At 71.8% G+C, this 25,603-nt stretch carries 21 protein-coding genes; 6 read left to right on the forward strand and 15 right to left on the reverse strand.

Annotation, left to right across the window (positions count from 1 at the left end):
- Positions 1-63 precede the first annotated feature (63 nt).
- Both VLJ82_RS05605 and VLJ82_RS05610 read right to left on the reverse strand, forming a co-directional pair.
- Positions 64-567: a hypothetical protein gene (locus VLJ82_RS05605; protein WP_408662339.1), complete on the reverse strand. Its 504-nt coding sequence runs from the start codon at positions 565-567 to the stop codon at positions 64-66.
- A 132-nt stretch (positions 568-699) separates the two neighbouring features.
- The gene (locus VLJ82_RS05610) at positions 700-3,429 is read right to left on the reverse strand and encodes an AAA family ATPase (RefSeq protein ID WP_408662340.1); all 2,730 of its coding nucleotides are present in this window, start codon (positions 3,427-3,429) and stop codon (positions 700-702) included.
- 161 nt (positions 3,430-3,590) lie between these two features.
- Here VLJ82_RS05610 and VLJ82_RS05615 point away from each other — a divergent pair, with 161 nt between their 5' ends.
- A complete protein-coding gene (locus VLJ82_RS05615) occupies positions 3,591-4,949 on the forward strand; it encodes an alpha/beta fold hydrolase (RefSeq protein ID WP_408662341.1) in 1,359 nt (452 codons plus the stop codon).
- Positions 4,950-4,999: 50 nt separating this feature from the next.
- Positions 5,000-6,490 carry an MFS transporter gene (locus VLJ82_RS05620; protein ID WP_408662342.1) on the forward strand — a complete coding sequence of 497 codons (1,491 nt, stop codon included), beginning with the start codon at positions 5,000-5,002 and terminating at the stop codon, positions 6,488-6,490.
- Positions 6,491-6,570: 80 nt separating this feature from the next.
- On the opposite strand, the gene VLJ82_RS05625 is transcribed toward VLJ82_RS05620, so the two are convergent.
- The 4 genes from VLJ82_RS05625 to VLJ82_RS05640 form a co-directional block, all read right to left on the reverse strand.
- The gene (locus VLJ82_RS05625) at positions 6,571-7,338 is read right to left on the reverse strand and encodes a nuclear transport factor 2 family protein (protein WP_408662343.1); all 768 of its coding nucleotides are present in this window, start codon (positions 7,336-7,338) and stop codon (positions 6,571-6,573) included.
- A 394-nt stretch (positions 7,339-7,732) separates the two neighbouring features.
- A complete protein-coding gene (locus VLJ82_RS05630; protein ID WP_408662344.1) occupies positions 7,733-10,648 on the reverse strand; it encodes a vitamin B12-dependent ribonucleotide reductase in 2,916 nt (971 codons plus the stop codon).
- Positions 10,649-10,703: 55 nt separating this feature from the next.
- Positions 10,704-11,210: a transcriptional regulator NrdR gene (nrdR, locus tag VLJ82_RS05635; RefSeq protein ID WP_408662345.1), complete on the reverse strand. Its 507-nt coding sequence runs from the start codon at positions 11,208-11,210 to the stop codon at positions 10,704-10,706.
- Positions 11,211-11,562: 352 nt separating this feature from the next.
- A complete protein-coding gene (locus VLJ82_RS05640; protein ID WP_408662346.1) occupies positions 11,563-12,120 on the reverse strand; it encodes a LysM peptidoglycan-binding domain-containing protein in 558 nt (185 codons plus the stop codon).
- A 279-nt stretch (positions 12,121-12,399) separates the two neighbouring features.
- Between VLJ82_RS05640 and lexA the strand changes: the two genes are divergently transcribed.
- A complete protein-coding gene (gene lexA, locus VLJ82_RS05645) occupies positions 12,400-13,134 on the forward strand; it encodes a transcriptional repressor LexA (protein WP_408662347.1) in 735 nt (244 codons plus the stop codon).
- A gap of 136 nt (positions 13,135-13,270) precedes the next feature.
- Here the strand turns inward: lexA and tatA are convergent, their stop codons facing one another.
- From tatA to miaA, 4 genes are all read right to left on the reverse strand, one after another.
- Entirely contained in the window at positions 13,271-13,609 is a 339-nt protein-coding gene (gene tatA, locus VLJ82_RS05650) for a Sec-independent protein translocase subunit TatA (protein ID WP_408662348.1), read from the reverse strand.
- Between the two features lie 88 nt (positions 13,610-13,697).
- Complete coding sequence (gene hflX / locus VLJ82_RS05655; protein WP_408662349.1) at positions 13,698-15,194, reverse strand: GTPase HflX; 1,497 nt, start codon at positions 15,192-15,194, stop codon at positions 13,698-13,700.
- 73 nt (positions 15,195-15,267) lie between these two features.
- Positions 15,268-16,134 carry a diaminopimelate epimerase gene (dapF, locus tag VLJ82_RS05660; RefSeq protein WP_408662350.1) on the reverse strand — a complete coding sequence of 289 codons (867 nt, stop codon included), beginning with the start codon at positions 16,132-16,134 and terminating at the stop codon, positions 15,268-15,270.
- An 11-nt stretch (positions 16,135-16,145) separates the two neighbouring features.
- Positions 16,146-17,078 carry a tRNA (adenosine(37)-N6)-dimethylallyltransferase MiaA gene (gene miaA / locus VLJ82_RS05665; RefSeq protein ID WP_408662351.1) on the reverse strand — a complete coding sequence of 311 codons (933 nt, stop codon included), beginning with the start codon at positions 17,076-17,078 and terminating at the stop codon, positions 16,146-16,148.
- Between the two features lie 58 nt (positions 17,079-17,136).
- Between miaA and VLJ82_RS05670 the strand changes: the two genes are divergently transcribed.
- On the forward strand, positions 17,137-18,321 hold the full coding sequence (locus VLJ82_RS05670; RefSeq protein ID WP_408662352.1) for a DUF349 domain-containing protein: 1,185 nt from the start codon (positions 17,137-17,139) through the stop codon (positions 18,319-18,321).
- Between the two features lie 249 nt (positions 18,322-18,570).
- Here VLJ82_RS05670 and miaB read toward each other — a convergent pair whose 3' ends face one another.
- Positions 18,571-19,962, reverse strand: coding sequence for a tRNA (N6-isopentenyl adenosine(37)-C2)-methylthiotransferase MiaB (gene miaB / locus VLJ82_RS05675; RefSeq protein WP_408662360.1), 1,392 nt, complete (start codon positions 19,960-19,962; stop codon positions 18,571-18,573).
- Between the two features lie 316 nt (positions 19,963-20,278).
- Between miaB and VLJ82_RS05680 the strand changes: the two genes are divergently transcribed.
- Entirely contained in the window at positions 20,279-20,998 is a 720-nt protein-coding gene (locus VLJ82_RS05680; RefSeq protein ID WP_408662353.1) for a GNAT family N-acetyltransferase, read from the forward strand.
- On the opposite strand, the gene rny is transcribed toward VLJ82_RS05680, so the two are convergent.
- From rny to VLJ82_RS05700, 4 genes are all read right to left on the reverse strand, one after another.
- Positions 20,972-22,681 carry a ribonuclease Y gene (gene rny, locus VLJ82_RS05685; RefSeq protein WP_408662354.1) on the reverse strand — a complete coding sequence of 570 codons (1,710 nt, stop codon included), beginning with the start codon at positions 22,679-22,681 and terminating at the stop codon, positions 20,972-20,974. The two genes, VLJ82_RS05680 and rny, sit on opposite strands and share 27 nt — an antisense overlap.
- 274 nt (positions 22,682-22,955) lie before the next feature.
- On the reverse strand, positions 22,956-23,549 hold the full coding sequence (locus VLJ82_RS05690) for a regulatory protein RecX (protein ID WP_408662355.1): 594 nt from the start codon (positions 23,547-23,549) through the stop codon (positions 22,956-22,958).
- 5 nt (positions 23,550-23,554) lie between these two features.
- On the reverse strand, positions 23,555-24,595 hold the full coding sequence (recA, locus tag VLJ82_RS05695) for a recombinase RecA (protein ID WP_408662356.1): 1,041 nt from the start codon (positions 24,593-24,595) through the stop codon (positions 23,555-23,557).
- A gap of 191 nt (positions 24,596-24,786) precedes the next feature.
- Positions 24,787-24,978 (reverse strand): DUF3046 domain-containing protein, encoded by a 192-nt coding sequence (locus tag VLJ82_RS05700; RefSeq protein WP_408662357.1) that lies wholly within the window; start codon positions 24,976-24,978, stop codon positions 24,787-24,789.
- A 101-nt stretch (positions 24,979-25,079) separates the two neighbouring features.
- Between VLJ82_RS05700 and VLJ82_RS05705 the strand changes: the two genes are divergently transcribed.
- Positions 25,080-25,603 (forward strand): GNAT family N-acetyltransferase (locus tag VLJ82_RS05705; protein WP_408662358.1); only part of this gene is annotated, 524 nt, incomplete at its 3' end.

Below are 25,603 nucleotides of genomic sequence, written 5' to 3' on the forward strand. Positions count from 1 at the left end.
ACATTCCTATCAGCCCGGAGATTTCCGCGACTGCGGCACGGTGTCAGGGCAGCGCCCCTGAGGTCAGGAGCTCTGCAGAGCGGCGCATTTCTTCAGTCCGTAGCCGGACATGAAGCCGGCGATCGCCTCGCTGTGGTCGGGAAGCGCGTCCAGCACCTTCGCATCGACGGCGACGGCGTCGGAGTCCAGGGCCTTGACGTCGGCGAGGTACCTCTTCAGGACCGGTTCCACACCGGCGAAGTCGGACTTCTCCAGGCGCAGCCAGTTCCGGGTCAGCGTCGCCTTGTCCGAGGACCGGCCCACCAGCGCGTCGGCTTGCTTGAGGTACTGCGGGTACAGCGTGAGGATTGTCTGCGTGACCGTCACGATACCGGCGACGGTCTTCGGGTCCTTGGAGTTGGTCACGGCCTGAATCCGGGTATCGAAGTCGGCACAGACCGCCTCCATCTTGGTCACGAACTGGGCCTTGGTCAGCGTCGTCGCACTCGGACTGGGCTTCGGACGGGGTGTGCTCACGGCCGCCGCGGGCAAGGTGCCGGTGGTGTGCCGAGGTGCACCCGCGTCCACGGAGGAGGAGGCGCACGCGGACAGGCTCAGGCTAGTGAGGACCGCCAGTGGCAGGCAGAACCGGCGGAGAGAGGGAGTGGTCATGGATTCCTGATCGGCCGGAAGGCCCGGCAAGGTAGCGGTACGGGCCGATCAGCCGAGGTCGAGCCGGGCGAGCTGGCCGCGCGAGCTGATCCCGGTCTTGGCGAAGACGTTGCGCAGGTGGAAGTCGATGGTGCGCGGGCTGAGGAACAGCCGCGCGGCGACGTCCCGGGTGGACAGCCCCGACGCCACCAGGGCGGCCACCTGGCTTTCCTGGGCGGTGAGCCCGACGCCGGGCGGGGCGTCGCGCTTGCGGGCCGTCTCGCCAGAGGCGCGCAGCTCACTGCGCGCCCGGCCGGCCCAGCCGTGCGCTCCGAGCTCGTCGAAGGTGGCCAGCGCGGCCCGCAGCTGGTCGCGGGCATCGACCCGGCGGCGGCTGCGGCGCAGGAACTCCCCGTAGCCGAGCTGCCCGCGGGCGTGCTCGAAAGAGCGTCCGGACGTGGCCTGGTGCCGTAATGCCTGCTGGTACTGCGACTCGGCGGCCGGCCCGTCGGCCAGCAGAGCCCGGCCGAAGCAGACCGCGCCGAGCGCGCGCTCCGAGCCGACCGCGGCGGCGAACCGCTCCAGTTCCGCCAGCCACTCGGCCGCCTTGTCGAGCTGCCCGGACCGCACCGCCGACTCCAGCCGGTCGTAGCCGGCCAGCCGCACCAGCGCCGGTTGCGCCATCTGCTCCAGCTGGCGGACCGCCGCGGCAGGCTCACCGGCCCGCGCGGCGGCGATGCCCTGCGCCCATCGGGTGATGTCGGTGACCAGGCCGGCCAGGATGCCGCCCGGCTGGCCGGCCACCGCCGCCTCAAGCTCGGCCAGCTGGGCGGCATAGCCGTCCTCGCCGCGCAGCGCGGCGTCCAGGGTCAGCTCGGCGAGCGGCATCGCGGTCAGCGCCGGCTGGCCGATCCCCCGGGCCAGGTCCAGCGCCTCCGCCGCGTTGGACCGGGCGGCGTTCCACCGGCCCGCGGCCAGGTGGGCCAGCGCCAGCCGGGGCAACGCGAACAGCACCAGACCGATCGCGCCGCTGTCCCGGGACTGGTCGAGCAGCCGGCCGAAGCTGCGCTGGAAACCGGCGTCGTCGTCGAGGTGAAACGCGGCGATGCCCAGGTTGGTCAGCAGGTCGACCTCGGTCTCGGTCAGCTGCTCGGCGGCCGCGAGCGCGGTGCGCAGCTGCGGTACGGCCCGGGCCAGGTCGCCGCCGAGCAGGGAGTGGAAGCCGGTCAGCAGGCTCGCGAAGCACCGGTCCCGCGCCGGCGCCGGGACGTCCGGAGCCTCCAGCACCTCGGCCGGGTCGAGGTCGATCGGCGCCAGCGGGGGCAGGAAGGTGGAGCCGGACGAGGCGATCATCGCCAGTTCCCGGGCCCGCCCGCGGTCGAGTGGTGCGACAGCCCGGGCCGCCTGGGTCCAGAGCCGGATCGCGGCCGGAACCGATCCGACGTTGAACTCCACCCGGCCGCGCAGCTTGTCGATGTCGGCCTGCAGGGCCGGCGCCGTGGCGAGCGGGCGGGCGGTGCCGGCCAGCGCCAGGGCCCGGTCGACCTGCCCGGCGAACCAGGCGTTGGTCGCCGCCCCGAACAGCCGCTGCGCGCGGCCCTCGTCGTCCCGGGTCAGCTCGGCGGCCCGTTCCAGAGCCGCGCTGGCGGCCTCGTAGCCGCCCCGGTGCTGCGCCCGCTCGGCACTTGCGTCCAGTTCGGCGACCACGCTCTCGTCGGGTTCCTCGGCGGCGGCCGCCAGGTGCCAGGCCCGCCGGTCCGCGGCGTCCGCGCCGGTCAGCACGGCCGCCAGCGCACGGTGCGCCTGCCGGCGGGACAGGCTGGTGGCGCCCTGGTAGATCGCCGAGCGCACCAGCGGGTGCCGCAACTCCACGACATCGCCGGCGACCCTGAGCAGCTGCGATCCCTCCACCTCGTCGAGCACGGCCGGGTCGACGCCGAGGGCCGCGGCGGCCCGGGTGAGAACCGGCAGGCGGGCCGAGTCGTCGGCGGCGGCGACCAGCAGCAGGGCCTGGGCGTCCGGTGACAGGCGGCGGCTGCGGTCGAGAAAGATCCGTTGGACGCCCTCGGTCACCGGCAGCTGCGGCGGCAGCGGCCGGCTGCCGCCCAGCTGGGCCGCCGAGAGCACGCTCGGCAGCTCCACCAGGCCGAGCGGGTTGCCGCCGGTCTGGGCCAGCAACCGGTCCAGCACCCCGGGGGCGACGGGCACACCGGCCCGTTCGCCCAGCAACTCCGCGGCGGCGGCCGGGTCCAGCCCGGTGAGCTCCTGCTCCGGCAGGCCGGCGCTGTCGAAGCCGCGCAGGTCACCGTCCCGCGCGCCGAACAGCATGGCGACCCGCTCCGACCCCAGCCGCCGGGCGACGAAGGTGAGCGCCGCCGCGGACGCCTCGTCGAGCCAGTGCGCGTCGTCGACGACGCACAGCACCGGGGCCGACTCGGCCGCCTCGGCCAGCAAGCTCAACGCGGCCAGGAACACCAGGAACCGGTCCGCGGCCTGCTCGCCGCCCTGCCCGAAGGCAGTCCGCAGCGCGTTGGCCTGCGGTGCCGGCAGCAGCGCGGCGTGCCGCATGGCCGGCCGCAGCAGGCGTTGCAGGGCGGCGAAGGCCAGCGGAGCTTCCGACTCGATCCCCTCGGTGATGAGGACCTGCATCCCCTGGGCACCGTCGAGGGCATCGCGTAGCAGCGCGGACTTGCCGACGCCGGGCTGGCCGCGCAGCACCAGCGCACCGCCGCGGCCGTCCCGGGCCTGCTCGCACAGCTGCGCGATGCGTTCCCGCTCCCGCCTCCGACCGTGCAGCACGCCGGTCAGCGTAGGGCTCCGGCACTGTCCCGCGGGACTGCTGCGGCGTTGCCGGCCCGAGGCGCCGGCAGGGCAACCCGGTGATTTCACCGGCGCGAGCAGGTGCCGCGCCGGCCCAGGCTGGGCCGGACAGCACGCCCCTCAGCCAGCCGGAGCCCACCATGACGACCACCCTGCCGGGACGCACCCGCCGCCAGCTTCCGTCCCCGGTGCCGCGCAGGGACCGGACCGGCCTGTTCGTCGCGGTGTCGCTGCTCGGTGCCGCCGCCGGCGCGGCCGTCCTTACCCTCGGCGTCCTCGCCGGCGCCCCGGAACACGTCCTCACCGGTTCGACACTGCTGGTCTTCGCCGCCGGCTGGGGCCTGCTGGCGCTGCTGACGGCGCGCTGGACCGACCGGCCGCTGCGTTGGGCCCTGTTGCCCGCCGGGTACCTGGCGGTGCTGGGTGCGGGCATCCTCGCGCTGGCCCCGGGCGACGGGGCGCTCGGGGCAGCCGGCTGGTTCTGGCCGGCCGGGCTGCTCGCGCTCGCCGTTTGGGTCGCCGGTCGGGCCCGCCACTCGGTGCCCGGTTGGTCGCGGCGCTGGCTGCTGTACCCGGTCTGCGCCCTGATGGCGTTGGCCGCCGTCGGCGGCTGCACCGAGACGGTCTACGAGTCAGTCAGCCGGCCCGCCCCCGCGGCGGGACGCGGCTACGACGTCGACGGCCACCGGATGTACCTGCGCTGCGAGGGCACCGGCACCCCCACGGTGGTGCTGGCCAGCGGCTTCGGCGAGCACAGCTCGGTCTGGGGCTGGGTGGCACCGGCGCTCGCTGCGGACACCCGGGTCTGCGTCTACGACCGGGCCGGACAGGGCTGGAGCGGCCCGGCCGGCGCCCGGGACGGGGTCGCGCAGGCCGGCGACCTGCACACCCTGCTCCAGGTGGCCGGGGTGCCCGGCCCCTACCTGCTGGCCGGGCACTCCGTCGGCGGGATCTACGGCATGATCTTCGCCGCCCGCTACCCGGACGAGACCGCCGGCATGGTGCTGCTGGACTCGACCACCCCTGAGCAGTTCGCGCTGCCGAGCTACCCCGGCGCCTACTCGCTGGGACGGCGGCTCTCCGGCGTGCTGCCGCCGCTGGCCCGGCTCGGGGCGGCCCGGGTCGGCTACCGCGCCTCGTTCGGCAGCCTGCCCGCCCGGGCCCGCGAGGAGGAGCGGTCCTTCGCCGCCGACCCGGGCAACCTGCGGGCCGCCCGGGACGAGTGGGCGCAGCTGCCTGCCGCCTTCGGCCAGGCCGGGGCGCTGCGCGACCTCGGGGCCAAGCCGCTGGTCGTCCTCACCGCCGGGCGCGGCGCCCAGACCGGGTGGTTCGCCGCCCAGGACAAGCTCGCCACCCTGTCCCGCAATGCGGCCCACCGCACCCTGATGGACGCCAGCCACGACTCGCTGGTTGCCGACCGGCGGTTCGCCGGCTACGCCAGCCAGGCGATCCGCGACGTGGTGGCAGCCGTCCGCACCGGCCGGCACGTCGCGGCCTGATTTCCGTCTCTAGCAATCCCTTTCCGTCCACACCATTCCTAGGAGCCGTCATGCGTACCACCAGCCCGTCCGGTGCCACCAGAGTTCCCAGCGGGGAAGTTTCTCCCGCAGCCAGCCCGCATCCCGACCCGGACGGCGACGCCCGCCGGCCGTGGACGGTGCTGGCGGTCGCGCTGGCCGCGCAGATCCTCGTCGTGCTGGACGTCTCGGTCGTCAACACGGCGCTGCCGTCCATCGCGCACTCGCTGCGGCTGGGCAGCGGTGACCTGCAGTGGCTGGTGACCGCCTACCTGATGATGTCCGGCGGCGGCCTGCTGCTCGGTGGCCGGATCGCCGACCTGCTGTCCCGGCGCACCGTGTTCCTGACCGGCCTGAGCGCCTTCACCGTCGCCTCCTTGCTCAGCGGTTTCGCCACCGGTGCCGGCCAGCTGATCGCCGCCCGCGCCGGCCAGGGCCTGGCCGCCGCGCTGATGACCCCGGCCGCGCTGTCGCTGGTGATGACGACGTACTCCGGCGCCCAGCGCAAGAAGGGGCTGGCGCTGTGGGGCATGGCCGGCAGCTTCAGCGTCGCGGTCGGCGTGCTGGTCGGCGGGGCACTGACCACCTGGGGCAGCTGGCACCTAATCTTCTGGGTCAACGGGCCCATCGGTGCCGTTGCCTACCTGGTTGCGCTGAGGTCGCTGCCCAAGGACACGGCGGGGACTGCCGGCCTGTCCCAGTTCGACCTGCCGGGTGCGGTCACCGTGATCGGTGGGCTCGGCGCCCTCATGTACGGCCTGGGCGGTACCTCGACCGACGGCTGGTGGTCCGTCCGCACCGTCGCCTCGCTGGCCGTCGCCGGCCTGCTGCTGGCGGCGTTCACCAGGATCGAGCGGCGCTCGGTGCGGCCCCTGGTCCCGGCGCACACCTGGAAGGTGACCTCGCTGGTGTCGGGTACCGCCGTCATGGTGGGGGTCACCGGGCTGCTGGTCGGGATCGTGTTCCTGGCCTCGCTGTTCCTGCAGAGCGTGCTCGGGTTCTCCGCGCTGCGGGCCGGCCTGGCCTTCCTGCCGCTGGCGTTCGCCATCACCGCGGGCACCCATGTCGCGCGGCACCTGCTGGCCCGCACCGCGCCGCGCACCGTCGCGGCTGCCGGGGTGGCGCTCGCCGCGGTGGGGGCGGGGTTGCTGTCGCTGACCTCGTCGGCCTCGCACTACGCACCGGATGTGCTGCCGGGCCTGGTGATCCTCGGCCTCGGGGTGGGCATGACGTTCGTACCGGTGTCGGTGTCGGCGATGGCCGGCATCCCGCCCCAGCACGCCGGGATGGCCTCGGGCTTCCTGATGACCGGCCATGAGGTGGGAGCTGCGCTCGGCGTCGCGGTGCTGTCCGCGGTGGCGACCGGAGCCGGCAGCCTGACCAGCCGGGCCGGGGTCGCCGAGGCGTTCGCCGCCGGGCTGGGCGCGGCGGCGGTGATCGGTGCGGCCGTGGCGGTGCTGGCCTACTTCCGGATGCCGGCCACGGTCGTCGCGCCGGACGGCGGCGGGATGCACCTGCACTGAGGCCCTGCCCGTGGAGCCTCCACACGGGTGGCCGGGCGCCGCACCTCGGAAGAGGCCGCGGCACCCGGCCCAGGCCGGGTTCAGGAGAAGAACGCGTCGTCGCCCGGCAGGTCGGCGTGCAGCTCGAGCAGGTCGGTGACCTTGCCTCCCATCACGGTGAACAGGATGGAACCGCGGGTCGCCCGGGTGGCACCGTCGCGGGTGGCGACCGTCTGATGCAGTGCCATGACATGGCCGAGGGCGTCGCCGTGCACGTCGACGAGGTGGGCGCGGAACGTGCCGTCGGTCATCTCGGCGAGCTTGCCGTAGTACCCCAGGACGGCGTCGGGACCCTTGTAGGTGCCCGCCAGCGGCCCGTGTCCGGGCACGTGCTGCACCACGTCGGCGGCGAAGATCGAGCGCAGCGTGTCGACGTCCTGGGTGTTGAACGCCGCGTATCCCCTGCGAACCAGGGCCATTGCCTCGTCGTCGGCGGCTGCGATGCCCTCGGCACGGGCGTAGCGGGTGGCGTCCGGCGAGTAGTCCACCATCTCGCATGGCTGGTCGCCGACCACCCAGGCGTCGTGGCCGGCAGGCAGGTCGAACAGGTCGCCGGGACCGAGATCGGATTCGGTGCCGTCGGCCATCCGAACCCGCATCGACCCGGACAGGACGTAGCCCAGGTGCCGGGTCTGGCAGGAGTCGCCGCCGACGATCGGCGCGATGTCGGCCGACCAGCGCCAGCCCGGCTCGAACACCCCCCTCATCACGGTCAGGCCTCCCGCGGTTGCCAGGTCGGCGTGGCCGTGCTGGGCGAACGAGCGGTGTTCCCCGTCCCGCTCGAGGTTGCTGATCATGACCGCGGTCATGGCGGGTACCTCCTACCGGCGTCAGCCGGGTGCCGAAGTGCATCCGGCTGGCCCGATAGCTTTCCACCGCGCGCTGTGCCGGGCCAGGGGAGAAAAGGGGTACTCGACGCCGGTTTCCCTGCGAATGGCAAAGGGTGTGCGTCTGCACGGAGGAGCCGAGCGCTCCGGGTCTGGAAAGGCCTGGATCGCAGAACAGCCTTTAAGATCTCAAGGGTTGCTATAGCGACCGCTGGCCGACTACGGGCCGGATGACCCTTATGGCTCCTCGGCATTCAATGCGTCGCCAACGCCCGCTTCGTGCCCGTGGCAGCAGAACGCCCCGACCCTCGGGGGAAGGTCGGGGCGTTCTGCCGTTTCTAACGCGCCGGCTGCGGTGACCGGCTGGGCGGGATTGCTAGCTGCAGCCGGAGGTGCTGCCGCAGCCCTCGCAGACGAAGCACGAGCCTGCCGGACGCATCTTGGTGCCGCAGTTCATGCACAGCGGGGCGTCGGCCGAGGTGCCGATGATCGACTCCAGCAGCTCGGTGGAGCTGTGCACCGCGGACTGGGACTCCGGCTTGACCGCCGGCTTGGCCTCGACCGCCTCGGCCACCGGAGCTGACTGGGCCAGCCCCTCCAGGTCGTCCTCGGCCGGCGCGTAGCTGCCGGTGTCGAGCTGGCGAGCCCGCTCCTCGGCGGTGTAGATCCCCAGTGCGCTGCGGGTTTCGAACGGCAGGTAGTCCAGGGCGAGCCGGCGGAAGATGTAGTCAAGGATCGACTGCGCCATCCGGATGTCCGGGTCGTCGGTGAGGCCGGCGGGCTCGAAGCGCATGTTGGTGAACTTCGAGACGTAGGTCTCCAGCGGCACGCCGTGCTGCAGCGCGATCGAGATCGCGATGGAGAAGGCGTCCATCACGCCGGCCAGCGTCGAACCCTGCTTGCCCAGCTTGAGGAACACCTCGCCGAGGCCGTCGTCGGGGTAGGAGCCGGCGGTCAGGTACCCCTCGGCACCGCCGACCGCGAAGGACACCGTGCGCGACGGCCGCGACTTCGGCAGCCGCTTGCGCACCGGCCGGTGCTCGACCACCACCGTCTCAACGGGCGCCGCGGCGGCCTTCTTGGCCTCCTTGCCCGCCGACAGCGGCTGGCCGACCTTGCAGTTGTCGCGGTAGACCGCCAGCGCCTTCAGGCCGAGCTTCCAGCCCTGGAAGTACACGTCGGCGATGTCGTCGACGGTGGCCGACTCCGGCAGGTTGACCGTCTTGGAGATCGCGCCCGAGATGAACGGCTGGGTCGCGGCCATCATCCGGACGTGGCCCATGGCCTTGATCGCCCGCGCGCCCATCGCGCAGTCGAAGACGTCGTAGTGCTCCCGCTTGAGCCCCGGGGCGTCCTGCACGTGGCCGTGCTCGGCGATGTACTCGACGATCGCCTCGATCTGCTCCTCCTGGTAGCCCAGCGCCCGCAGCGCCCGCGGCACCGTCTGGTTGACGATCTGCATCGAGCCGCCGCCAACCAGCTTCTTGAACTTCACCAGCGCCAGGTCCGGCTCGATGCCGGTGGTGTCGCAGTCCATCATCAGGCCGATGGTGCCGGTCGGTGCCAGCACCGAGGCCTGCGCGTTGCGCCAGCCGTTGCTGGCACCGATCTTCAGGCAGGCGGCCCACTCCTCGGTGGCCCGGGCCAGCACCGCCTTGTCGGTCTCGTGGAAGAAGCGCACGCTGTCGTTGGCGGCGGCGTGCTTGCGCATCACCCGGGCGTGGCCCTCGGCGTTGCGGGCGAAGCCGTCGTACGGGCCGACCACGCCGGCCAGCTCTGCCGAGCGGCGGTAGGCGGTGCCGGTCATCAGCGAGGTGATGGCGGCGGCCATCGCCCGGCCGGCGTCGGAGTCGTAGGCCAGGCCGGAGGCCATCAGCAGCGCGCCCAGGTTGGCGTAGCCGATGCCCAGCTGCCGGTAGGCCCGGGTGTTCACGCCGATCGAGTCGGTCGGGAAGTCGGCGAAGCAGATCGAGATGTCCATCGCGGTGATGATCAGCTCGACGGACTTGACGAACTTCTCCGCGTCGAAGGCGGTGCCGGTGGTGCCGAGGAACTTCATCAGGTTCAGCGACGCCAGGTTGCAGGAGGTGTTGTCCAGGCTCATGTACTCCGAGCACGGGTTGGACGCGGTGATCCGGCCGGACTCGGGGTTGGTGTGCCAGTCGTTGATGGTGTCGTCGTACTGGATGCCGGGGTCGGCGCACTCCCAGGCCGCCTGGGCGATCTTGCCGAACAGCTCCTTGGCGTCGATGGTCTCGATGACCTCGTGGTTGGTGCGGGCCCGCAGCCCGAACTGGCCGCCCTCCTCGACCGACCGCATGAACTCGTCCGACACCCGGACGGAGTTGTTGGCGTTCTGGTACTGCACCGAGGTGATGTCGGAGCCGCCCAGGTCCATGTCGAAGCCGGCGTCGCGCAGCACCCGGATCTTGTCCTCTTCGCGGGCCTTGGTCTCGACGAACTCGACGATGTCGGGGTGGTCGACGTCGAGCACCACCATCTTGGCGGCCCGGCGGGTGGCGCCGCCGGACTTGATGGTGCCCGCCGAGGCGTCCGCGCCGCGCATGAAGCTGACCGGGCCGGAGGCGGTGCCGCCGGAGCTCAGCAGCTCCTTCGACGACCGGATCCGGGACAGGTTCAGCCCGGCGCCCGAGCCGCCCTTGAAGATCAGGCCCTCCTCGCGGTACCAGTTCAGGATCGAGTCCATGGTGTCCTCGACCGCGAGGATGAAGCAGGCGCTGACCTGCTGCGGCGACGTGGTGCCGACGTTGAACCAGACCGGGGAATTGAAGCTGAACACCTGGTGCAGCAGCATCCAGGTCAGCTCGTGCTCGAAGATCTCGGCGTCGGAGGCCGACCGGAAGTAGCCGTACTCCTCACCGGCCACCCGGTAGGTGTGCACCACCCGGTGGATGAGCTGCTTGAGCGACCATTCGCGCTGCTCGGTGCCCACGGCGCCGCGGAAGTACTTGGTGGTGACGATGTTGGCGGCGTTGACCGACCAGAAGTCCGGGAACTCCACCCCGCGCTGTTCGAAGTTGACCGAGCCGTCGCGCCAGTTGGTCATCACCACGTCGCGGCGTTCCCAGCTGACCTCGTCGAAGGGGTGCACCCCCTCGGTGGTGTAGACGCGCTCGATGACCAGCCCGTTGTCGGGATAGACCGGCTGGTCCTTGGCGGTGACCTTCAAGGCGCGCGGATCGCCGGCGTGCTTGGAACCAGCCGGCTTGCCGGCGTTCTTCGCGTTCGAGGAAGAACTGCCGCTGGACCCGCCTTCGACAACTTCGGTCATACCCGCTGTGCCCCTTTTCTTGGTGATCCCGTGTGTGGTTGGACGTGCGTGAGAACTAGCGCTGGTCTGCTGCCGGCTGGGCGGGCGCCGCGCCGGTGGACCGGCCGGTGTCGCCGCGGTGCTCGGCCCGCAGCTCAGTGATCGCCTTCTCGAAGTCCTCGATGGAACTGAACGACTGGTAGACGCTGGCGAAGCGCAGGTAGGCGACCTCGTCCAGGGCCCGCAGCGGGCCGAGGATGGCCAGCCCCACCTCGTGGGCTGGCACCTCGGCCGAGCCGGTGGCCCGGATGACCTCCTCGACCGTCTGGGCCAGCTGGGCGAGCGCGTCCTCGTCCACCGGCCGGCCCTGACAGGCCCGCCGGACGCCGCTGATGACCTTCTGCCGGCTGAACGGCTCGGTCACCCCGCTGCGCTTGATGACCGCCAGGGTGGCCTCCTCGACGGTGGTGAACCGCTTGCCGCACTCCGGGCAGCTGCGCCGGCGCCGGATGACCTGGCCCTCGTCCTGCTCGCGGGAGTCCACCACCCGTGAGTCGGGGTGACGGCAGTACGGGCACCGCATCGGTGGCTCCCTTCCGCTTTCCTGGGCCGGCCGGCGCGAACCGCGTCGAACCTGTTAAACCAGCGTTCAGTCCGGTGGGCTGCTAGTAGCTGTCCGATGACGCTGGGACAGGACATATCAACAGCCCTCTGTCGACAAGCTGGGGATGAGCCGTGGAGAACCTGGTCCGGCCTGTTGATGACCTGAGGACCGTCCAACCCCAACTTGTGGACGAAGTACATGCTTGTAACTACTACATGTAGGACGTTAGAGCGTCACGCCGACTTCCGCAAGTAGCGGCACCGAGCAATCTCGAAGCGTGTCGGGACCGGTCGCACCTGGTCGTCCACGGGTACGCCAGCACTGTGAAGATTTAGCCGACCTTGAGGGTTTGGCCAGGCGTCAGGGACGTAGAAGAGAGGTGGTTGACCTCCCGCAACCGCTCCACGACCTGGCGCGGATCCCGGCCCGGCGCCACCTGGCCAGCGATCGACCACAGGGTGTCGCCGGACTGCACGGTGACGACCGCACCGGGCGCCGACGCGGGGCCGGCAGCCGGCGAACCGAGAGACAGGTGCGCGACGAGCAGCATCAGGCTGCCCAGCAGGACGACGCCGAGGGCCAGCGCGACCGCGCCGCGCCGGGTCAGGCGCACCGGCCGGGCGCCGGGGGCGGCATCCCCGATCCGGTCGCCGGTCAGGGCGGGCGTCGCGCAGCCGGCGCCGACCGGGACCAGGTAGCCCCGCCGGACCACCCGCAGGTTGCCCCGCCGCACCACGCCGGTGCGGCCGGCGCCGGGTGGGCAGGCAGGCGTCGGGGGCACCAGCCGCAGCCGGGCCTGGTTGCCGATGGCGGGTGCCGCGGCCCGCGTTCCGGACCGGGGCGACACGTCGACGAACACCGTCGGCGGGTACTCGGTTGCGACTGACATGTCATAGCTCCTCACTGGATCTGCCGCACGGAAACTGCCGTGACCAGTACGCTGATGGTCGAACATGCGTTCGATCACCGCCTGTACGGATGTCTACTACAAGCCTCTGACACAAACCATGCTGACGACACGCCGATTCGAACAGGTGTTTGAATCGTTACTCCTGGGGCGCTAGTTTCAAGGTGTTCGTTCGAGGTCGCGGACCCTGGGAAGCCCCTTCCAGCCGGCCGCGAACCCTCCCGCGACGCCCGGCCGCCACAGACAGACAGGGAGACCCCGGTGCCCAAGCCCCCCCAGCCACCTACCAGACGAGGACCGGGACGACCCAGGAACAGCACCATCCGGGAGTTTCCCGACCACGACGGCGGCGACGGCCTGACCGCCCGGCAGCGGACCATCCTCACCGTCATCCGCAACACCGTCCAGCAGCGCGGCTTCCCGCCCAGCATGCGCGAGATCGGCGACGCCGTGGGGCTGCAGTCCACCTCGAGCGTCAGCCACCAGCTCGCGGTGCTGGAGCAGAAGGGCTTCATCCGGCGCGACCCCAACAAGCCCCGGGCGCTGGACGTCCGGGCACCGGACGAGCCGGCCACCGAGCCGCAGTCGGCACTCAGCGACGACGGGTACGCCGAGGCGCCCGACGCGGTGATGGTGCCGTTGCTCGGCCGGATCGCCGCCGGTGGCCCGATCCTGGCCGAGCAGATGGTCGAGGACGTCTTCCCGCTGCCCCGGACGCTGGTCGGCGAGGGAACCCTCTACCTGCTGCGGGTGCGGGGCGACTCGATGGTGGACGCCGCCATCGCCGACGGCGACTGGGTGGTGGTCCGCCAGCAGCCCAACGCCGACAACGGCGAGATCGTCGCGGCCATGATCGAGGGCGAGGCCACCGTCAAGGTACTGCAGCGCCGGGGCGGGCACGCCTGGCTGCTGCCGCGCAACGAGGCCTACTCCCCCATCCCGGCGGACGAGGCGACCATCCTGGGCCGGGTGGTGGCGGTACTGCGCAAGGTCTGACCGGGCAGTCCGGCCGCGGCGGTAACCGACCGGACCCGGTTACGGGCTGTCGACCGGGCAGTCCGGCCGCGGCGGTAACCGACCAAACTGTCAGCTGGTGCGGCTACCGGGCCGCAGCTACACGGTCAGGTAAGGGTCAGGTCCGCTGCTGGGGCGCCGGGTGCGGCTCCTCGACGACCGGCGGCAGCTGCTGGGCCGGCGTCACCGGGTACACCGGCGCGGGCGTGACGGGCGGCGGCTCGGCGACGACCGCCTGGCCGGTTGCCGGCGCCGTGCTGCCGGCCGGCGGGGCGGTGCCGGTCTCGGCAGACTCGCGGGCCTCGTCGTCCTTGCCCATGCCCTTCATCTCGGTCTTGAAGATCCGCAACGACCGGCCGACCGAGCGGGACATCTCCGGCAGCTTCTTGTATCCGAACAGCACCAGCACGACCAACGCGATGATCACCCAGTGCGACGGCGATTCCCAACCCGTCATGATGTATCTCCTGCCCAGCTTGCGAGTACGGCTAAAGTCCCACCCTACCCGGTGAAGGTGACCGGGCGCCGTGTCGCCGATTGCTGGTTCACCGGTTGCCGGCCGGCACCGCCGTCGGGAATCCGTCCAGCACCGCGGCGAGCTCGGAGCGCACCCGGGCCCGGATCAGCGTCCCGGCGCCGGTGTGCTCCTCGCTGAGCACCTCGCCCTCGGAGTGAATTCGGGCCACCAGGTCGCCGCGGGTGTAGGGCAGCAGCACCAGCACCTCGCGCTCCGGCCGCGGCAGCCGGGACTCGACCAGCGCGGCCAGCTCCGCCAGGCCCGCACCGGTGCGCGCGGAGACGAACAGCGCGTCCGGCACCAGGCTGCGCAGCCGCAGCTGGGTCTCAGCGTCGGCGGCGTCGACCTTGTTGAACACGATCTGCTCCGGCACGTTCAGGGCGTCGATGTCGGCCAGCACCTCGCGCACCGCCCGGATCTGGGCCTCCGGGTCCTCGTCGGCGGCGTCGACCACGTGCAGGATCAGGTCTGCCGAGCCGACCTCCTCCAGCGTGGAGCGGAACGCCTCGACCAGCTGGTGGGGCAGGTGCCGGACGAAGCCCACCGTGTCCGAGAGGGTGTACACCCGGCCGTCGGCGGTCTCGGCACGCCGGACGGTCGGGTCCAGGGTGGCGAACAGCGCGTTCTCCACCAGCACGCCCGCGCCGGTGAGCCGGTTCAGCAGCGAGGACTTGCCGGCGTTGGTATAGCCGGCCAGCACCACCGAGGGCACCTCGTTGTTGCTGCGCCGGGCCCGCTTGACGTCCCGGGCGGTCTTCATCCCGGAGATCTCCTTGCGCAGCTTCGCCATCCGCGCGGTGATCCGGCGGCGGTCGATCTCCAGCTTGGTCTCACCGGGGCCACGGCCGCCGATGCCGACACCGCCGGCGGCCCGGCCGCCGACCTGCCGGGACAGCGACTCGCCCCACCCGCGCAGTCGCGGCACCAGGTACTGCAGCTGGGCCAGCTCCACCTGCGCCTTGCCCTCCCGGGACCGGGCGTGCTGGGCGAAGATGTCGAGGATCAGTGCCGTCCGGTCGACCACCTTGACCTTGACGACCTGCTCCAGCTGGCGCAGCTGGCCCGGGGCCAGCTCGCCGTCGCAGATGACGGTGTCGGCGCCGCTGGCCGCCACGATGTCGCGCAGCTCCTTGGCCTTGCCCGAGCCGATGTAGGTGGCCGGATCCGGGCGGTCGCGGCGCTGGATCAGGCCGTCGAGCACCTCCGAGCCCGCGGTCTCGGCCAGCCGGGCCAGCTCGCGCATCGAGTTCTCGGCCTCGGTCAGGGTGCCGGTGGTCCACACCCCGACCAGCACCACCCGCTCCAGGCGCAGCTGGCGGTACTCGACCTCGGTGATGTCGGTGAGCTCGGTGGACAGCCCCGCCACCCGGCGCAGCGCCGCCCGTTCGGACAGGTCGTAGTCGCCCAGCGTGTAGTCGAGGTCGTCGGTGCCGTCCGCGCCGGTGCCGGTCGGGTCGGCAGCCGAGGCGTCCGGGTCAGCGGGAAAGTCCGGATAATTCTGTGGGTATGCAGTCATTGCTTCCATGGTGACAGTCCGACCGGCCGGAATGCGATGTAATTTCGCTCCCGGCGTGCTGTGGCGGGCCCGGGCGTCCCGGTCAGCGGTGCAGCGCCAGCCACTGCGGCGACAGCTCCAGGCTGGCGACCAGCACGGCGGGACCGGACAGCATCATCGCGCCGGCGGCGTTCCACCACACCTGGCACTGCCCGCCGGGCACCTCGACCAGCCACCGTTGCCGACCGGCCGAGCCGGCATCGGGGCCGGCCATCGCGGCCACCGCGGCGCAGATCCCGGAGCCGCACGAGCGGGTCTCGCCGGAACCGCGCTCGTGCACCCGCATCCGCAGCCGGCCGGGCCCGGTCCGGACCACGAACTCGACGTTCTGGCCCTCCGGCAGTCCGGGGACCACCCGCGGCGGCTCGGCCAGCCGGAGCGCGGCCAGGTCGGAGACGGTGGCCAGTTCCACCACCACGTGCGGGTTGGGCAGGTCCAGGGCGAGCGAGTCGTACTCGCCGGCCAGGCCCTCGGCGCTGACCCGGGGCCGCTCGGGCCGGACGGTGGCCGGTCCCACCTCGGCGGTGACGTGCTCGCCGTCGAAGCTCAGCGCCCGCGGCCCGCCGCGGGTGGCCACCGTGACGCCGGCACCGGGGTCGGCCAGTCCGGTCTGCTCCAGGTACCGCCCGAACACCCGCAGCCCGTTGCCGCAGGTCTCGGCGATCGAGCCGTCGGCGTTGTGGTAGTCCATGAAGTACTCGGCGACCCCGGCCTGGGCCTGGACGTCCGGCTCGGTGGCCAGCGCCGTCCGGGTCACCCGCAGCACCCCGTCGGCCCCGATGCCGGCTCGCCGGTCACACAGCGCCCGCACCATCGACGGCGACATCGAGATCACCGCGTCGAGGTCGGGCAGCACCACGAAGTCGTTCTCGGTGCCGTGCCCCTTCATCACCGCCAGCGTCCGGTTCACAACGCAAGAGCCTAGCCGGGCAGCAGTGCCAGCGCCCGGTCCAGCAGGTCGGGGGCGGTGGCGTCCAGCCAGTGCAGCCGCGGATCCCGGCCGAACCAGGAGCGCTGGCGGCGCACGAACCGCCAGGTCCGGCTGACGGTCAGCTCGACGGCGCCGGCCAGGTCGCCGCGCAGCTCTCCCTGCTCGTCGAGGACCGCGAGCAGTTGCTGGTAGCCCAGCGCCTTGCCGGCGGTGGGGCTGTCGCGCAGGCCCAGCGGCAGCAGCCGGCGCACCTCGTCGAGCAGGCCGCGCTCCATCATCCGCAGCACCCGCTGCCGGACCCGGTGCTGCAGGTCGGGGTGTTCCAGGGCGATCTGCACCGTGGGGTAGATCGAGGAGAAGCCCGGCATCCGGGCGGTGAACAGGCCGCCGGTGAGCTCCATGACCTCCAGCGCCCGCACGATCCGCCGGCCGTTGGAGGGCAGGATGGCCGCCCCCGCCGCCGGGTCCTGCCGGGCCAGCCGGGCGTGCAGGACGGCCGGGCCCACCTCGGCCAGCTCGGCCGTCAGCCGGGCCCGGATGTCGGCCGACTCGCCGGGGAACTGCAGCCGGTCCAGGGTGGCCCGCACGTACAGGCCGGAGCCGCCGACCAGCACCGGGGTGTGGCCGCGGCCGGCGATGTCGGCGATGGCGTCCCGGGCCAGCTGCTGGTACTCCGCGACCGCCGCCGACTTGGTGACCGGCCAGATGTCGAGCAGGTGGTGGGCGACGCCGCCGCGCTCGTCCGGGCTGAGCTTGGCGGTGCCGATGTCCATGCCCCGGTAGAGCTGCATCGAGTCGGCGTTGATGATCTCGCCGCCGATCCGCCGGGCCAGCGCTACGGCAAGATCGGACTTGCCGGTCGCCGTCGGGCCGACAACGGCCACCACGACAGGCCCGGAAGGGCCCGCCTCGGTGTCAGTCACGTTGCAAGAGGCTATCCGGCTACACCGCGAGGCTCGTCAGTCGTGTCTAATGCTCGCTATGAGTTCGGAATGGGGACGTATCGACGAGGCCGGCACGGTGTTCGTAAGGACCGCCGACGGCGAGCGGGTGGTTGGTTCGTGGCAGGCAGGTGACGCCGAAGCGGGCCTGGCCTACTACACCCGCAGGTTCGACGATCTGCAGACGGAGGTCAACCTGCTGGCCAAGCGGTTGGAGTCCGGCGCCGGCGACCCCAAGGCCACCAAGTCCCAGGCCATGACCCTGCACGCCTCGTTGCCGACGGTGGCCGCGGTCGGTGACCTCGCCTCCCTGGACAGCCAGCTGGTCGACCTGATCACCGCGGCCGACGCCAAGATGGGCGAGCAGGCCGAGGCCCGCGAGGCGGCCCGCGCCGAGGCGATCGCCAAGAAGGAGGCGCTGGCCGCCGAGGCGGAGACGATCGCCGAGAGCTCCACCCAGTGGAAGGCCGCCGGCGACCGGCTGCGGGCCATCGTCGAGGAGTGGAAGCTGATCAAGGGCATCGACCGCAAGACCGACGACGCGCTGTGGAAGCGGTTCGCCGCCGCCCGCGACGCCTTCGGCAAGCGCCGCGGCAGCCACTTCGCCCACCTCGACACCGAGCGCGACGCCGCCAAGGGGATCAAGGAGAAGCTGGTCGCCCGGGCCGAGGAGCTGTCCAGCTCGGAAGACTGGCGCGAGACCGCGGCGGCGTTGAAGCAGCTGATGACCGAGTGGAAGGCTGCCCCGCGCACCAACCGCAACACCGAGGACGCGCTGTGGAAGCGGTTTCGGGCCGCCCAGGACGCCTTCTTCGAGCGGCGCTCGGGAGTGTTCGCCGAACGCGACGCCGAGCAGACCCAGAACCTGAAGGAGAAGGAAGCGATCATCGCCGAGGCCGCGGCGCTGGACCTGAGCAACCCGCGGCAGGCCCAGGTGGCGCTGCGCGACCTGCAGGAGAAGCTGGAGAGCCTCGGGCACGTCCCGCGCGATGCCATGCAGCGGGTCGAGTCCCGGATGCGGGCCGCCGAGCAGCGGGTGCGCGACGCCCTCGACGCCGAGTGGAAGCGCGGCGCCAGCGAGTCCAACCCGTTCCTGGCCCAGCTGAAGGAGCGGCTGGCCGAGGCGGAGGCGAAGCTCGCCAGGGCCCAGGCCTCCGGGGATCCGCAGCGGATCGCCAAGGCCGAGGCCGAGGTCGACAGGCGCAAGGCGCTGATCCCGGACTAGGACTAGGACTAGAACTGGGTCGGCGGCGTTAGGTCGGCCGGGGTTCCTGCAGGCCGCCTTTCAGCGTTCCGCTCAGCCCGACGCCTGGCTGGAGCCTGCCGGTGCGGTCGGCTGGCTTGGCCGTGCACCAGGACGTCCCGCGGCTCGGCCGAGGTGTCCGGCTCAGTCGGTTCGGGGCGTTTCGACTCCGTTGGGCTGAGCCGTCCGGTGGGCTGAGCCGTCCGGCTCCGTCGGCCGAGACGTTTCGGCTCAGTCGGGCCGGCGGCCGATGCTGACGAGCGGAACCGGCCGGCGGGCCACCGGTGCTGTGCTGCCGGCAGCGCCGCGCCAGGGCCGGTGGGCCGAGATGCCGCCGTCGGCGACCAGGTGGTGCGGCGCGGCGTAGCTGACCCGGGCAGTCACCAGGTCACCCGGCCGCACTACCTGCTCGCCGATCGCGACGTGCACCAGCCGGCCGTCGCGGGCCCGTCCGGAGATGCGCAGGTTGGCGGCGTCCTTCTTGCCCTGCCCGGTGCTGACCAGCACCTCGACGTCGGTGCCGACCAGCCGCTTGTTGTCGTCCCAGCTGATCTGTTCCTGCAACTCGATCAGCCGGTCGTAGCGCTGCCGCACCACGTCCTTTCCGACCTGGTCCGGCATGGTCGCAGCCGGCGTGCCGGGCCGCGGCGAGTACTGGAAGGTGAAGGCGCTGGCGAACCTGGCCCGGCGGACCGCCTCCAGCGTCTGTTCGAAGTCCTGCTCGGTCTCGCCCGGGAAGCCGACGATGATGTCGGTGGTGATGGCCGCGTGCGGCATCGCGGCCCGCACCCGGTCGATGATGTCGAGGTAGCGGGCTTGCCGGTAGGAGCGGCGCATCGCGCGCAGCACCGCGTCGGAGCCGGACTGCATCGGCATGTGCAGCTGGGGGCAGACGTTCGGCGTCTCGGCCATCGCCGTGATCACGTCGTCGGTGAAGTCGCGCGGGTGCGGGCTGGTGAACCGGACCCGGTCCAGCCCGTCGATCCGGCCGCAGGCCCGCAGCAGCTTGCCGAAGGCCAGCGGGTCACCGAACGAGCGGCCGTAGGAGTTGACGTTCTGGCCGAGCAGGGTGATCTCGGTGACCCCCTCGGCGACCAGGGCCTCGATCTCGGCCAGCACGTCGCCGGGCCGGCGGTCGGTCTCCTTGCCGCGCAGGCTCGGCACGATGCAGAACGTGCAGCTGTTGTCGCAGCCCACCGAGATCGACACCCAGGCCGAGAAGGCCGAGTCGCGCCGGCTGGGCAGGTCGGAGGGGAAGTGCGCTAGGGCGTCGAGGATCTCGACCTGGGCCTCGCCGTTGTGCCGGGCCCGTTCCAGCAACACCGGCAGGCTGGCCAGGTTGTGGGTGCCGAAGACGACGTCCACCCAGGGTGCTTTCTCGAGCACCGCGGCCTGGTCCTTCTGCGCCAGGCAGCCGCCGACCGCGATCTGCATGCCGGGACGGGCCGACTTGACCGACGCCAGGTGGCTGAGGTTGCCGTAGAGCCGGTTGTCGGCGTTCTCGCGCACCGCGCAGGTGTTGAACACCACCAGGTCCGCCTCCCGGCCGCTCTGGTCGGCGGCCCGCCGGTAGCCGGCCTGCTCCAGCAGCCCGGACAGCCGCTCGGAGTCGTGGACGTTCATCTGGCAGCCATAGGTGCGGATGGCGTAGGTGCGGCCGGCCGGCTCGTCCGCACCTGGTCGGGCGGCGGGCAGGGCGGCGCTGTCGGTTTCGGTACCGGGGACGGCGTTCATATCGGCTCCAGGGTACGAGGCCGCGGTAACGGAGCTGGGCCGGAGTCCCCCGCTGCCCAGCCGGAGTCCCCGCTGCCCAGCCGGAGCCTCCGGCCCGCCCAGCGGTCCGGCTGGAGAACAAGGGACCTGTGGGCTCACCCCGGGATGCCGAGCCGGACTTCCCGTGAGGGCCCGGACCACTGGGTGCGCCGGTCTACTCTTGCTCATGCTCGACACCCCGGAGCCGGTACTACCCAGCCAGGATCCTGCCAACCAGGATTCCACCGGCCAGGATCTCCTCGGTGGAGCGCCACCGATCCGGCTGCGGCCGATGACCGCCGACGACCTGCCGTTGATGTGCCGGTGGCTCGCGGCGGCGCATGTGCAGCGCTGGTGGCGCGATTCGGCGGAGCCCGCCGCGGTCGCCGCGGAGTACCTGCCCTGCATCGACGGAACCGAGCCGTCGCATCCGCTGATCGTGGAGCTGCCCACCGGGCCGATCGGCTTCGGCCAGTGGTACCGGTGGGCCGACTATCCCGACTACGGCCGGCAGATCGGCGCCGCCGCGGACGAGGCGGGCTTCGACTACCTGATCGGCGAGCCGGCCTGCTGCGGGCACGGGCTGGGCACCCGGCTGATCGCCGCCCTGATGCGCCACATCCGCGAGCAGGACCGCACCCTCGGCGGTTTCGTGGTCGATCCGGAGGAGACCAACACCGCCTCCCGCCGGGTGCTGGAGAAGAACGGGTTGTCGCTGGTGATGATCACCCAGGTGGTCGACCCCGACAGCCCGCTGACCGGGCCGTCGGCGATCTACCGGTGCCGGTTCGCCGAAGAGCCGGCGTCCGAGGCTTCGGTCAGCGCGCCGGCCGGTCCGGCTGAGGGTTCGGTCAGTGCGGTGGCCGGTCCGGCCGGCGGTTCAGTGGGCGACCTCGGTCGCGCGTGACTCGCGCACCACGGTCACCCGGATCTGGCCCGGATAGGTCAGCTCGTCCTCGATCTGCTTGGCCACCTCGCGGGCGATCACGCCGGCTGCCAGGTCGTCGACCTGGTCGGGCAGCACCATGACCCGGACCTCGCGGCCGGACTGCATGGCGAACACCCGCTCCACTCCGGGCCGGGCGGTGGCGATCTCCTCGATCCGCTCCAGCCGCTTGACGTAGGCCTCCAGGGATTCCCGGCGGGCACCCGGCCGGGCCGCTGAGCAGGCGTCGGCCGCCTGGGTCAGCACGGCCTCGACGGTGCGGGGCTGTACCTCGTTGTGATGCGCCTCGACGGCATGGGCGACGGCCTCGCTCTCGCCGTACTTGCGCAGCAGCTCCGCGCCGATGATGGCGTGGCTGCCCTCGACTTCGTGGGTGAGCGCCTTGCCGATGTCGTGCAGGAACGCCGACCGCTTGATCAGGCTCGGCTCCAGCCCCAGCTCGCTGGCCATGATGCCGGCGATGTGGGCGGTCTCCTTGAGGTGCCCGAGGACGTTCTGACCGTAGCTGGTCCGGTACTTCAGCCGGCCCAGGGTGGGGATCAACCGCTCGTCGAGGTCGGTGATGCCGATCTCGGCGAGCGAGTCGCGGGCGGCCCGCAGGCACAGCTCGTCCACCTCGACCTTGGCCGTCTCGTAGATCTCCTCGATGCGGTGCGGGTGGATGCGGCCGTCCAGCACCAGCTTCTCCAGGGTGATCCGGGCGACCTCGCGGCGGACCGGGTCGAAGCAGGACAGCAGGACCGCCTCGGGGGTGTCGTCGATGATCACGTTGACCCCGGTGACCGATTCGAAGGCCCGGATGTTGCGGCCCTCCCGGCCAATGATCCGGCCCTTCATCTCGTCGCTGGGCAGGTGCAGGACGCTGACCACCGTCTCGGTGGTCTGCTCGCTGGCGACGCGCTGCACCGCGTCCACCACGATGGCCCGCGCCCGGTCGGTGGCTTCGGCGCGGGCTTCGGCCTCGATGGTGCGCACCAGCGCCGCGGCGTCGCGCCGGGTTGCCGCCTCGACCGAGCTGAGCAGCTCCACCTTGGCCTCCTCGGTGCTGAGGCCGGCCACCCGTTCCAGGGCCGCGGTGTGCTCGAGTTCCTGGCGAGTGGCCGCGTCCGCCAGCTCGGTGCGCAAGTCCTCCAGCGCGGCGCCCTCGGCGTCCAGCTCGGCCTGGCGAATCCGGAGATCCCGGACCGCGGCGTCGAGCTCGGACTCGCGCTGGTCCAGGGCCTCGGCTCGGGCCGACAGTTCCTCCTCGCGGGCGGCCAGGACCGACAGCCGGCTCTGCGACTCCCGCTCGGCAGTGCGCTTGGCGTCGGCGATCAGGTCCGCGGCCTCGGTCTGGGCCCGTGCCCGGGCGGCGTCGCCGCTGGCCCGGGCGGCCGCCATCTCCGTCTCGGCGGCCCGGCGCAGCGACTCGATCTCTGCGTCGGCAGCCCGGCGGGCCGCGGCGGCCTCTTTGAGCGCCCGCTGGCGCACCGCCTCGGCCTCGGCCTCGGCTTCGGCGATCCGGTCCGGCGCGGGCGTGGTGTGCTGGGGTACGGCGGCGCTGGCCGTGGCACGGCCGGCATAGAGCGACAGGAACCGAAGACCGAGGACCAGTACCAACACGAACACGGCAGCGAGGGCCGTCAACTCACCCAGGTGGCTCACTGAACGTCCTCCTCCTTTCGCGGAGGCGACGCGTCAGTCGCGACCCGTCGCACCAGCACTGCCAGGAGGCGGAGCCGTGGGACGAACGCCCAAGCGAATCTCGAGTGCAGACACCGGTCCGCGGCAGCGGCGGCGTTCGCTCTCTCCTTCAGTCCTCACCATGGCGATGGTCGACGGGCAAACATGACGCTATGTGTATGTCAGTGCACGGCGCCGGAACGCAGTGCATCCAATCTCCTGATCTTGTGAGGCTAGGAACCAATAGGCATGCCGGTCAAGCCAGCCATGCCGTCTCGTCGTCAACCGCTTCGTCGGAGGCCCTTCCCACGGCCTGTTGGACTATGGAAAAAGCCAGCGAGGGCGGATAGCCCTTGCGCGCCAGCATTCCCACCAAACGCCGCGTTTTGACCTCGGGCGTGAGCCGGGCCATCGAACGGAGCTTGCGGGCCACCAGCTGCCGGGCGGCTTCGGCCTCGGCGTCGCCGGCGATGTCGGCGACCGCTGCCGTGATCGCTTCCTCGTCGATGCCCTTGTCGCGCAGCTGGCGACTGATCTCGCGTACCGCCAGGCCGCGGTCCTGCTGCCGGGACCGGGCGTACTGACCGGCGAAGGCGTGGTCGTCGACCAGGCCGACAGCGGCGAGCCGGTCCAGCACCGCGGTCGCCGCCGAGGCTGGCACGCTGCGCGCTGTCAGCGCCTCGGCCAGCTCCGCCCGGCTGCGCGCCCGCGTCGTCAGCAGGCGCAGACAGATCGTCCGGGCTACCTCTTCGGGGTCGGCGTCGGGATCGGCACGCCGGTCATCGAGGTCGTCGGACGGTTCGGCGGGCGGGACCGACCGGCCCGCGCCCGCCGAACGCAGGCGACCCACCGCTGCTAGAAGTCGACCGGGGCCGGCAAGGGCGCTTCTTCAGTGACCTGCGCGCCCACCCCGAGCTTCTCCTTGATCCGCTTCTCGATCTCGTCGGCGAGGTCGGGGTTGTCGCGCAGGAAGTTGCGGGCATTCTCCTTGCCCTGACCCAGCTGGTCGCCTTCGTAGGTGTACCAGGCGCCGGACTTGCGCACGATTCCCTGCTCGACGCCGACGTCGATCAGGGAGCCTTCCCGGCTGATCCCCTGGCCGTAGACGATGTCGAACTCGGCCTGCTTGAACGGCGGGGCGACCTTGTTCTTGACGACCTTGACGCGGGTCCGGTTGCCGACCGCCTCGCCGCCGTCCTTGAGGGTTTCGATGCGCCGGACGTCCATGCGCACCGAGGCGTAGAACTTCAGCGCCTTGCCGCCCGTGGTGGTCTCGGGCGAACCGAACATGACGCCGATCTTCTCGCGCAGCTGGTTGATGAAGATCGCGGTGGTGCCGGAGTTGTTGAGGGCGCCGGTGATCTTGCGCAGTGCCTGGCTCATGAGCCTGGCCTGCAGGCCGACGTGGCTGTCGCCCATCTCGCCCTCGATCTCGGCCCGCGGCACCAGCGCGGCGACCGAGTCGACGACGATGATGTCCAGGGCACCGGAGCGGACCAGCATGTCCATGATCTCCAGGGCCTGCTCACCGGTGTCGGGCTGGCTGACCAGCAGCGCGTCGGTGTCCACCCCGAGGGAGCGGGCGTATTCGGGGTCCAGTGCATGCTCGGCGTCGATGAACGCCGCCACGCCGCCCGCCGCCTGGGCGTTGGCGACGGCGTGCAGTGCCACGGTCGTCTTGCCCGAGCTCTCCGGGCCGTAGATCTCCACGATCCGCCCGCGCGGCAGCCCGCCGATCCCGAGGGCGATGTCGAGCGCGATCGAGCCGGTCGGGATCACCTCGATGGGCACGTGGGGCCGCTCGCCCAGCCGCATCACCGAGCCCTTGCCGAACTGCTTGTCGATCTGACCCAGTGCGACCTCTAGTGCCTTGTCGCGGTCGAATGCTGCGGCCATCTTTGGTACCTCTCCTAGTGGCTGTTCCGTCGAGAGCAACGCTAGAACTGACCACCGACAGTTTTCGCCGGCGAAGCGGATCTGTGGACGACCGCGGTCGATTCCAGATTAGCCGAACAAGTGTTCGATTGCCCGCAACACGCCGACATCGTGACCCGTCCGAAGCCCGCCGCCGAGGCCGGCCGCAGGGCTCACCGAAGCTTCTGCGGAACGTCGAACTCCTGGCAGATCGCCCGCCACACCGACCGGGGCTCCTCCCCTCGCTCGATCGCCTCGTTGACCGTGCCGCCGAGCGCGGTGACCCGGTAGTCCGCGGCCAGCGAATGGGCATAGACCGCTCCGAACCGGGCTTCCATCCGCTGCCAGAACTCACTCAGTCGCACCCTGGAAACAGTAGTGCGGGGCATCGGCCCGGCGAAAACCGCACCGCGGGATCAGCCATCCGGGATGCGGCCGGCCGGAGCGCTCGGGCAGGATCTGCGCCATGCCGGTCCCCGCCTCCCCCGCCGACGAGCCTGCCCGCTGGTACGCCCAGGAGGTGCTGGCCGGCAGCAAGATCAGACTGGTGCCGCTGCAGCCCGAACATGCCGAGGGCTACGCCGCGGCGGCACGCTCGGACGACGGTGCCGAGGAGGTCTACCGATGGCTGGGCCGGGTTGCCCCGGCGGTGACTCCGGAGCTGGCCCGGGCCGAGATCCTGGTGGCACTGGCGGCCAGGGCCCGGGGCGAGCGCTTGCCCTACGCCCAGCTCGATGCCGACACCGGCGAGGTGCTGGGCACCACCAGCTACTACGAGGTGCAGCCCGCGGTGCGGACGCTGGCGATCGGCTACACCTGGCTGGGCCGGCGCTGGTGGCGTACCGGCCACAACACCGAGTCCAAGCTGCTGCTGCTCAGCCATGCCTTCGACGAGCTCGGGGCCGCCCGGGTGGTCTGGCACACCGATGTGCGCAACGAGCGGTCCCGGGCCGCCATCCTGCGCCTGGGCGCCACCTTCGAGGGTGTGCT

Origin of the sequence: Jatrophihabitans sp. (genome assembly GCF_035474675.1) — a bacterium.
Taxonomy (GTDB): Bacteria; Actinomycetota; Actinomycetes; order Mycobacteriales; family Jatrophihabitantaceae; genus Jatrophihabitans_A.

Excerpts from the sequence above, each read along its gene's own strand:
- VLJ82_RS05615 (WP_408662341.1), top strand. The coding sequence starts at position 3,591 with ATGACGACCACCCTGCCGGGACGCACCCGCCGCCAGCTTCCGTCCCCG.
- VLJ82_RS05620 (WP_408662342.1), top strand. The coding sequence starts at position 5,000 with ATGCGTACCACCAGCCCGTCCGGTGCCACCAGAGTTCCCAGCGGGGAA.
- VLJ82_RS05625 (WP_408662343.1), bottom strand. The coding sequence starts at position 7,338 with ATGACCGCGGTCATGATCAGCAACCTCGAGCGGGACGGGGAACACCGC.
- VLJ82_RS05630 (WP_408662344.1), bottom strand. The coding sequence starts at position 10,648 with ATGACCGAAGTTGTCGAAGGCGGGTCCAGCGGCAGTTCTTCCTCGAAC.
- nrdR (WP_408662345.1), bottom strand. The coding sequence starts at position 11,210 with ATGCGGTGCCCGTACTGCCGTCACCCCGACTCACGGGTGGTGGACTCC.
- VLJ82_RS05640 (WP_408662346.1), bottom strand. The coding sequence starts at position 12,120 with ATGTCAGTCGCAACCGAGTACCCGCCGACGGTGTTCGTCGACGTGTCG.
- tatA (WP_408662348.1), bottom strand. The coding sequence starts at position 13,609 with ATGACGGGTTGGGAATCGCCGTCGCACTGGGTGATCATCGCGTTGGTC.
- hflX (WP_408662349.1), bottom strand. The coding sequence starts at position 15,194 with ATGGAAGCAATGACTGCATACCCACAGAATTATCCGGACTTTCCCGCT.
- VLJ82_RS05670 (WP_408662352.1), top strand. The coding sequence starts at position 17,137 with ATGAGTTCGGAATGGGGACGTATCGACGAGGCCGGCACGGTGTTCGTA.
- miaB (WP_408662360.1), bottom strand. The coding sequence starts at position 19,962 with ATGAACGTCCACGACTCCGAGCGGCTGTCCGGGCTGCTGGAGCAGGCC.
- VLJ82_RS05680 (WP_408662353.1), top strand. The coding sequence starts at position 20,279 with ATGCTCGACACCCCGGAGCCGGTACTACCCAGCCAGGATCCTGCCAAC.
- recA (WP_408662356.1), bottom strand. The coding sequence starts at position 24,595 with ATGGCCGCAGCATTCGACCGCGACAAGGCACTAGAGGTCGCACTGGGT.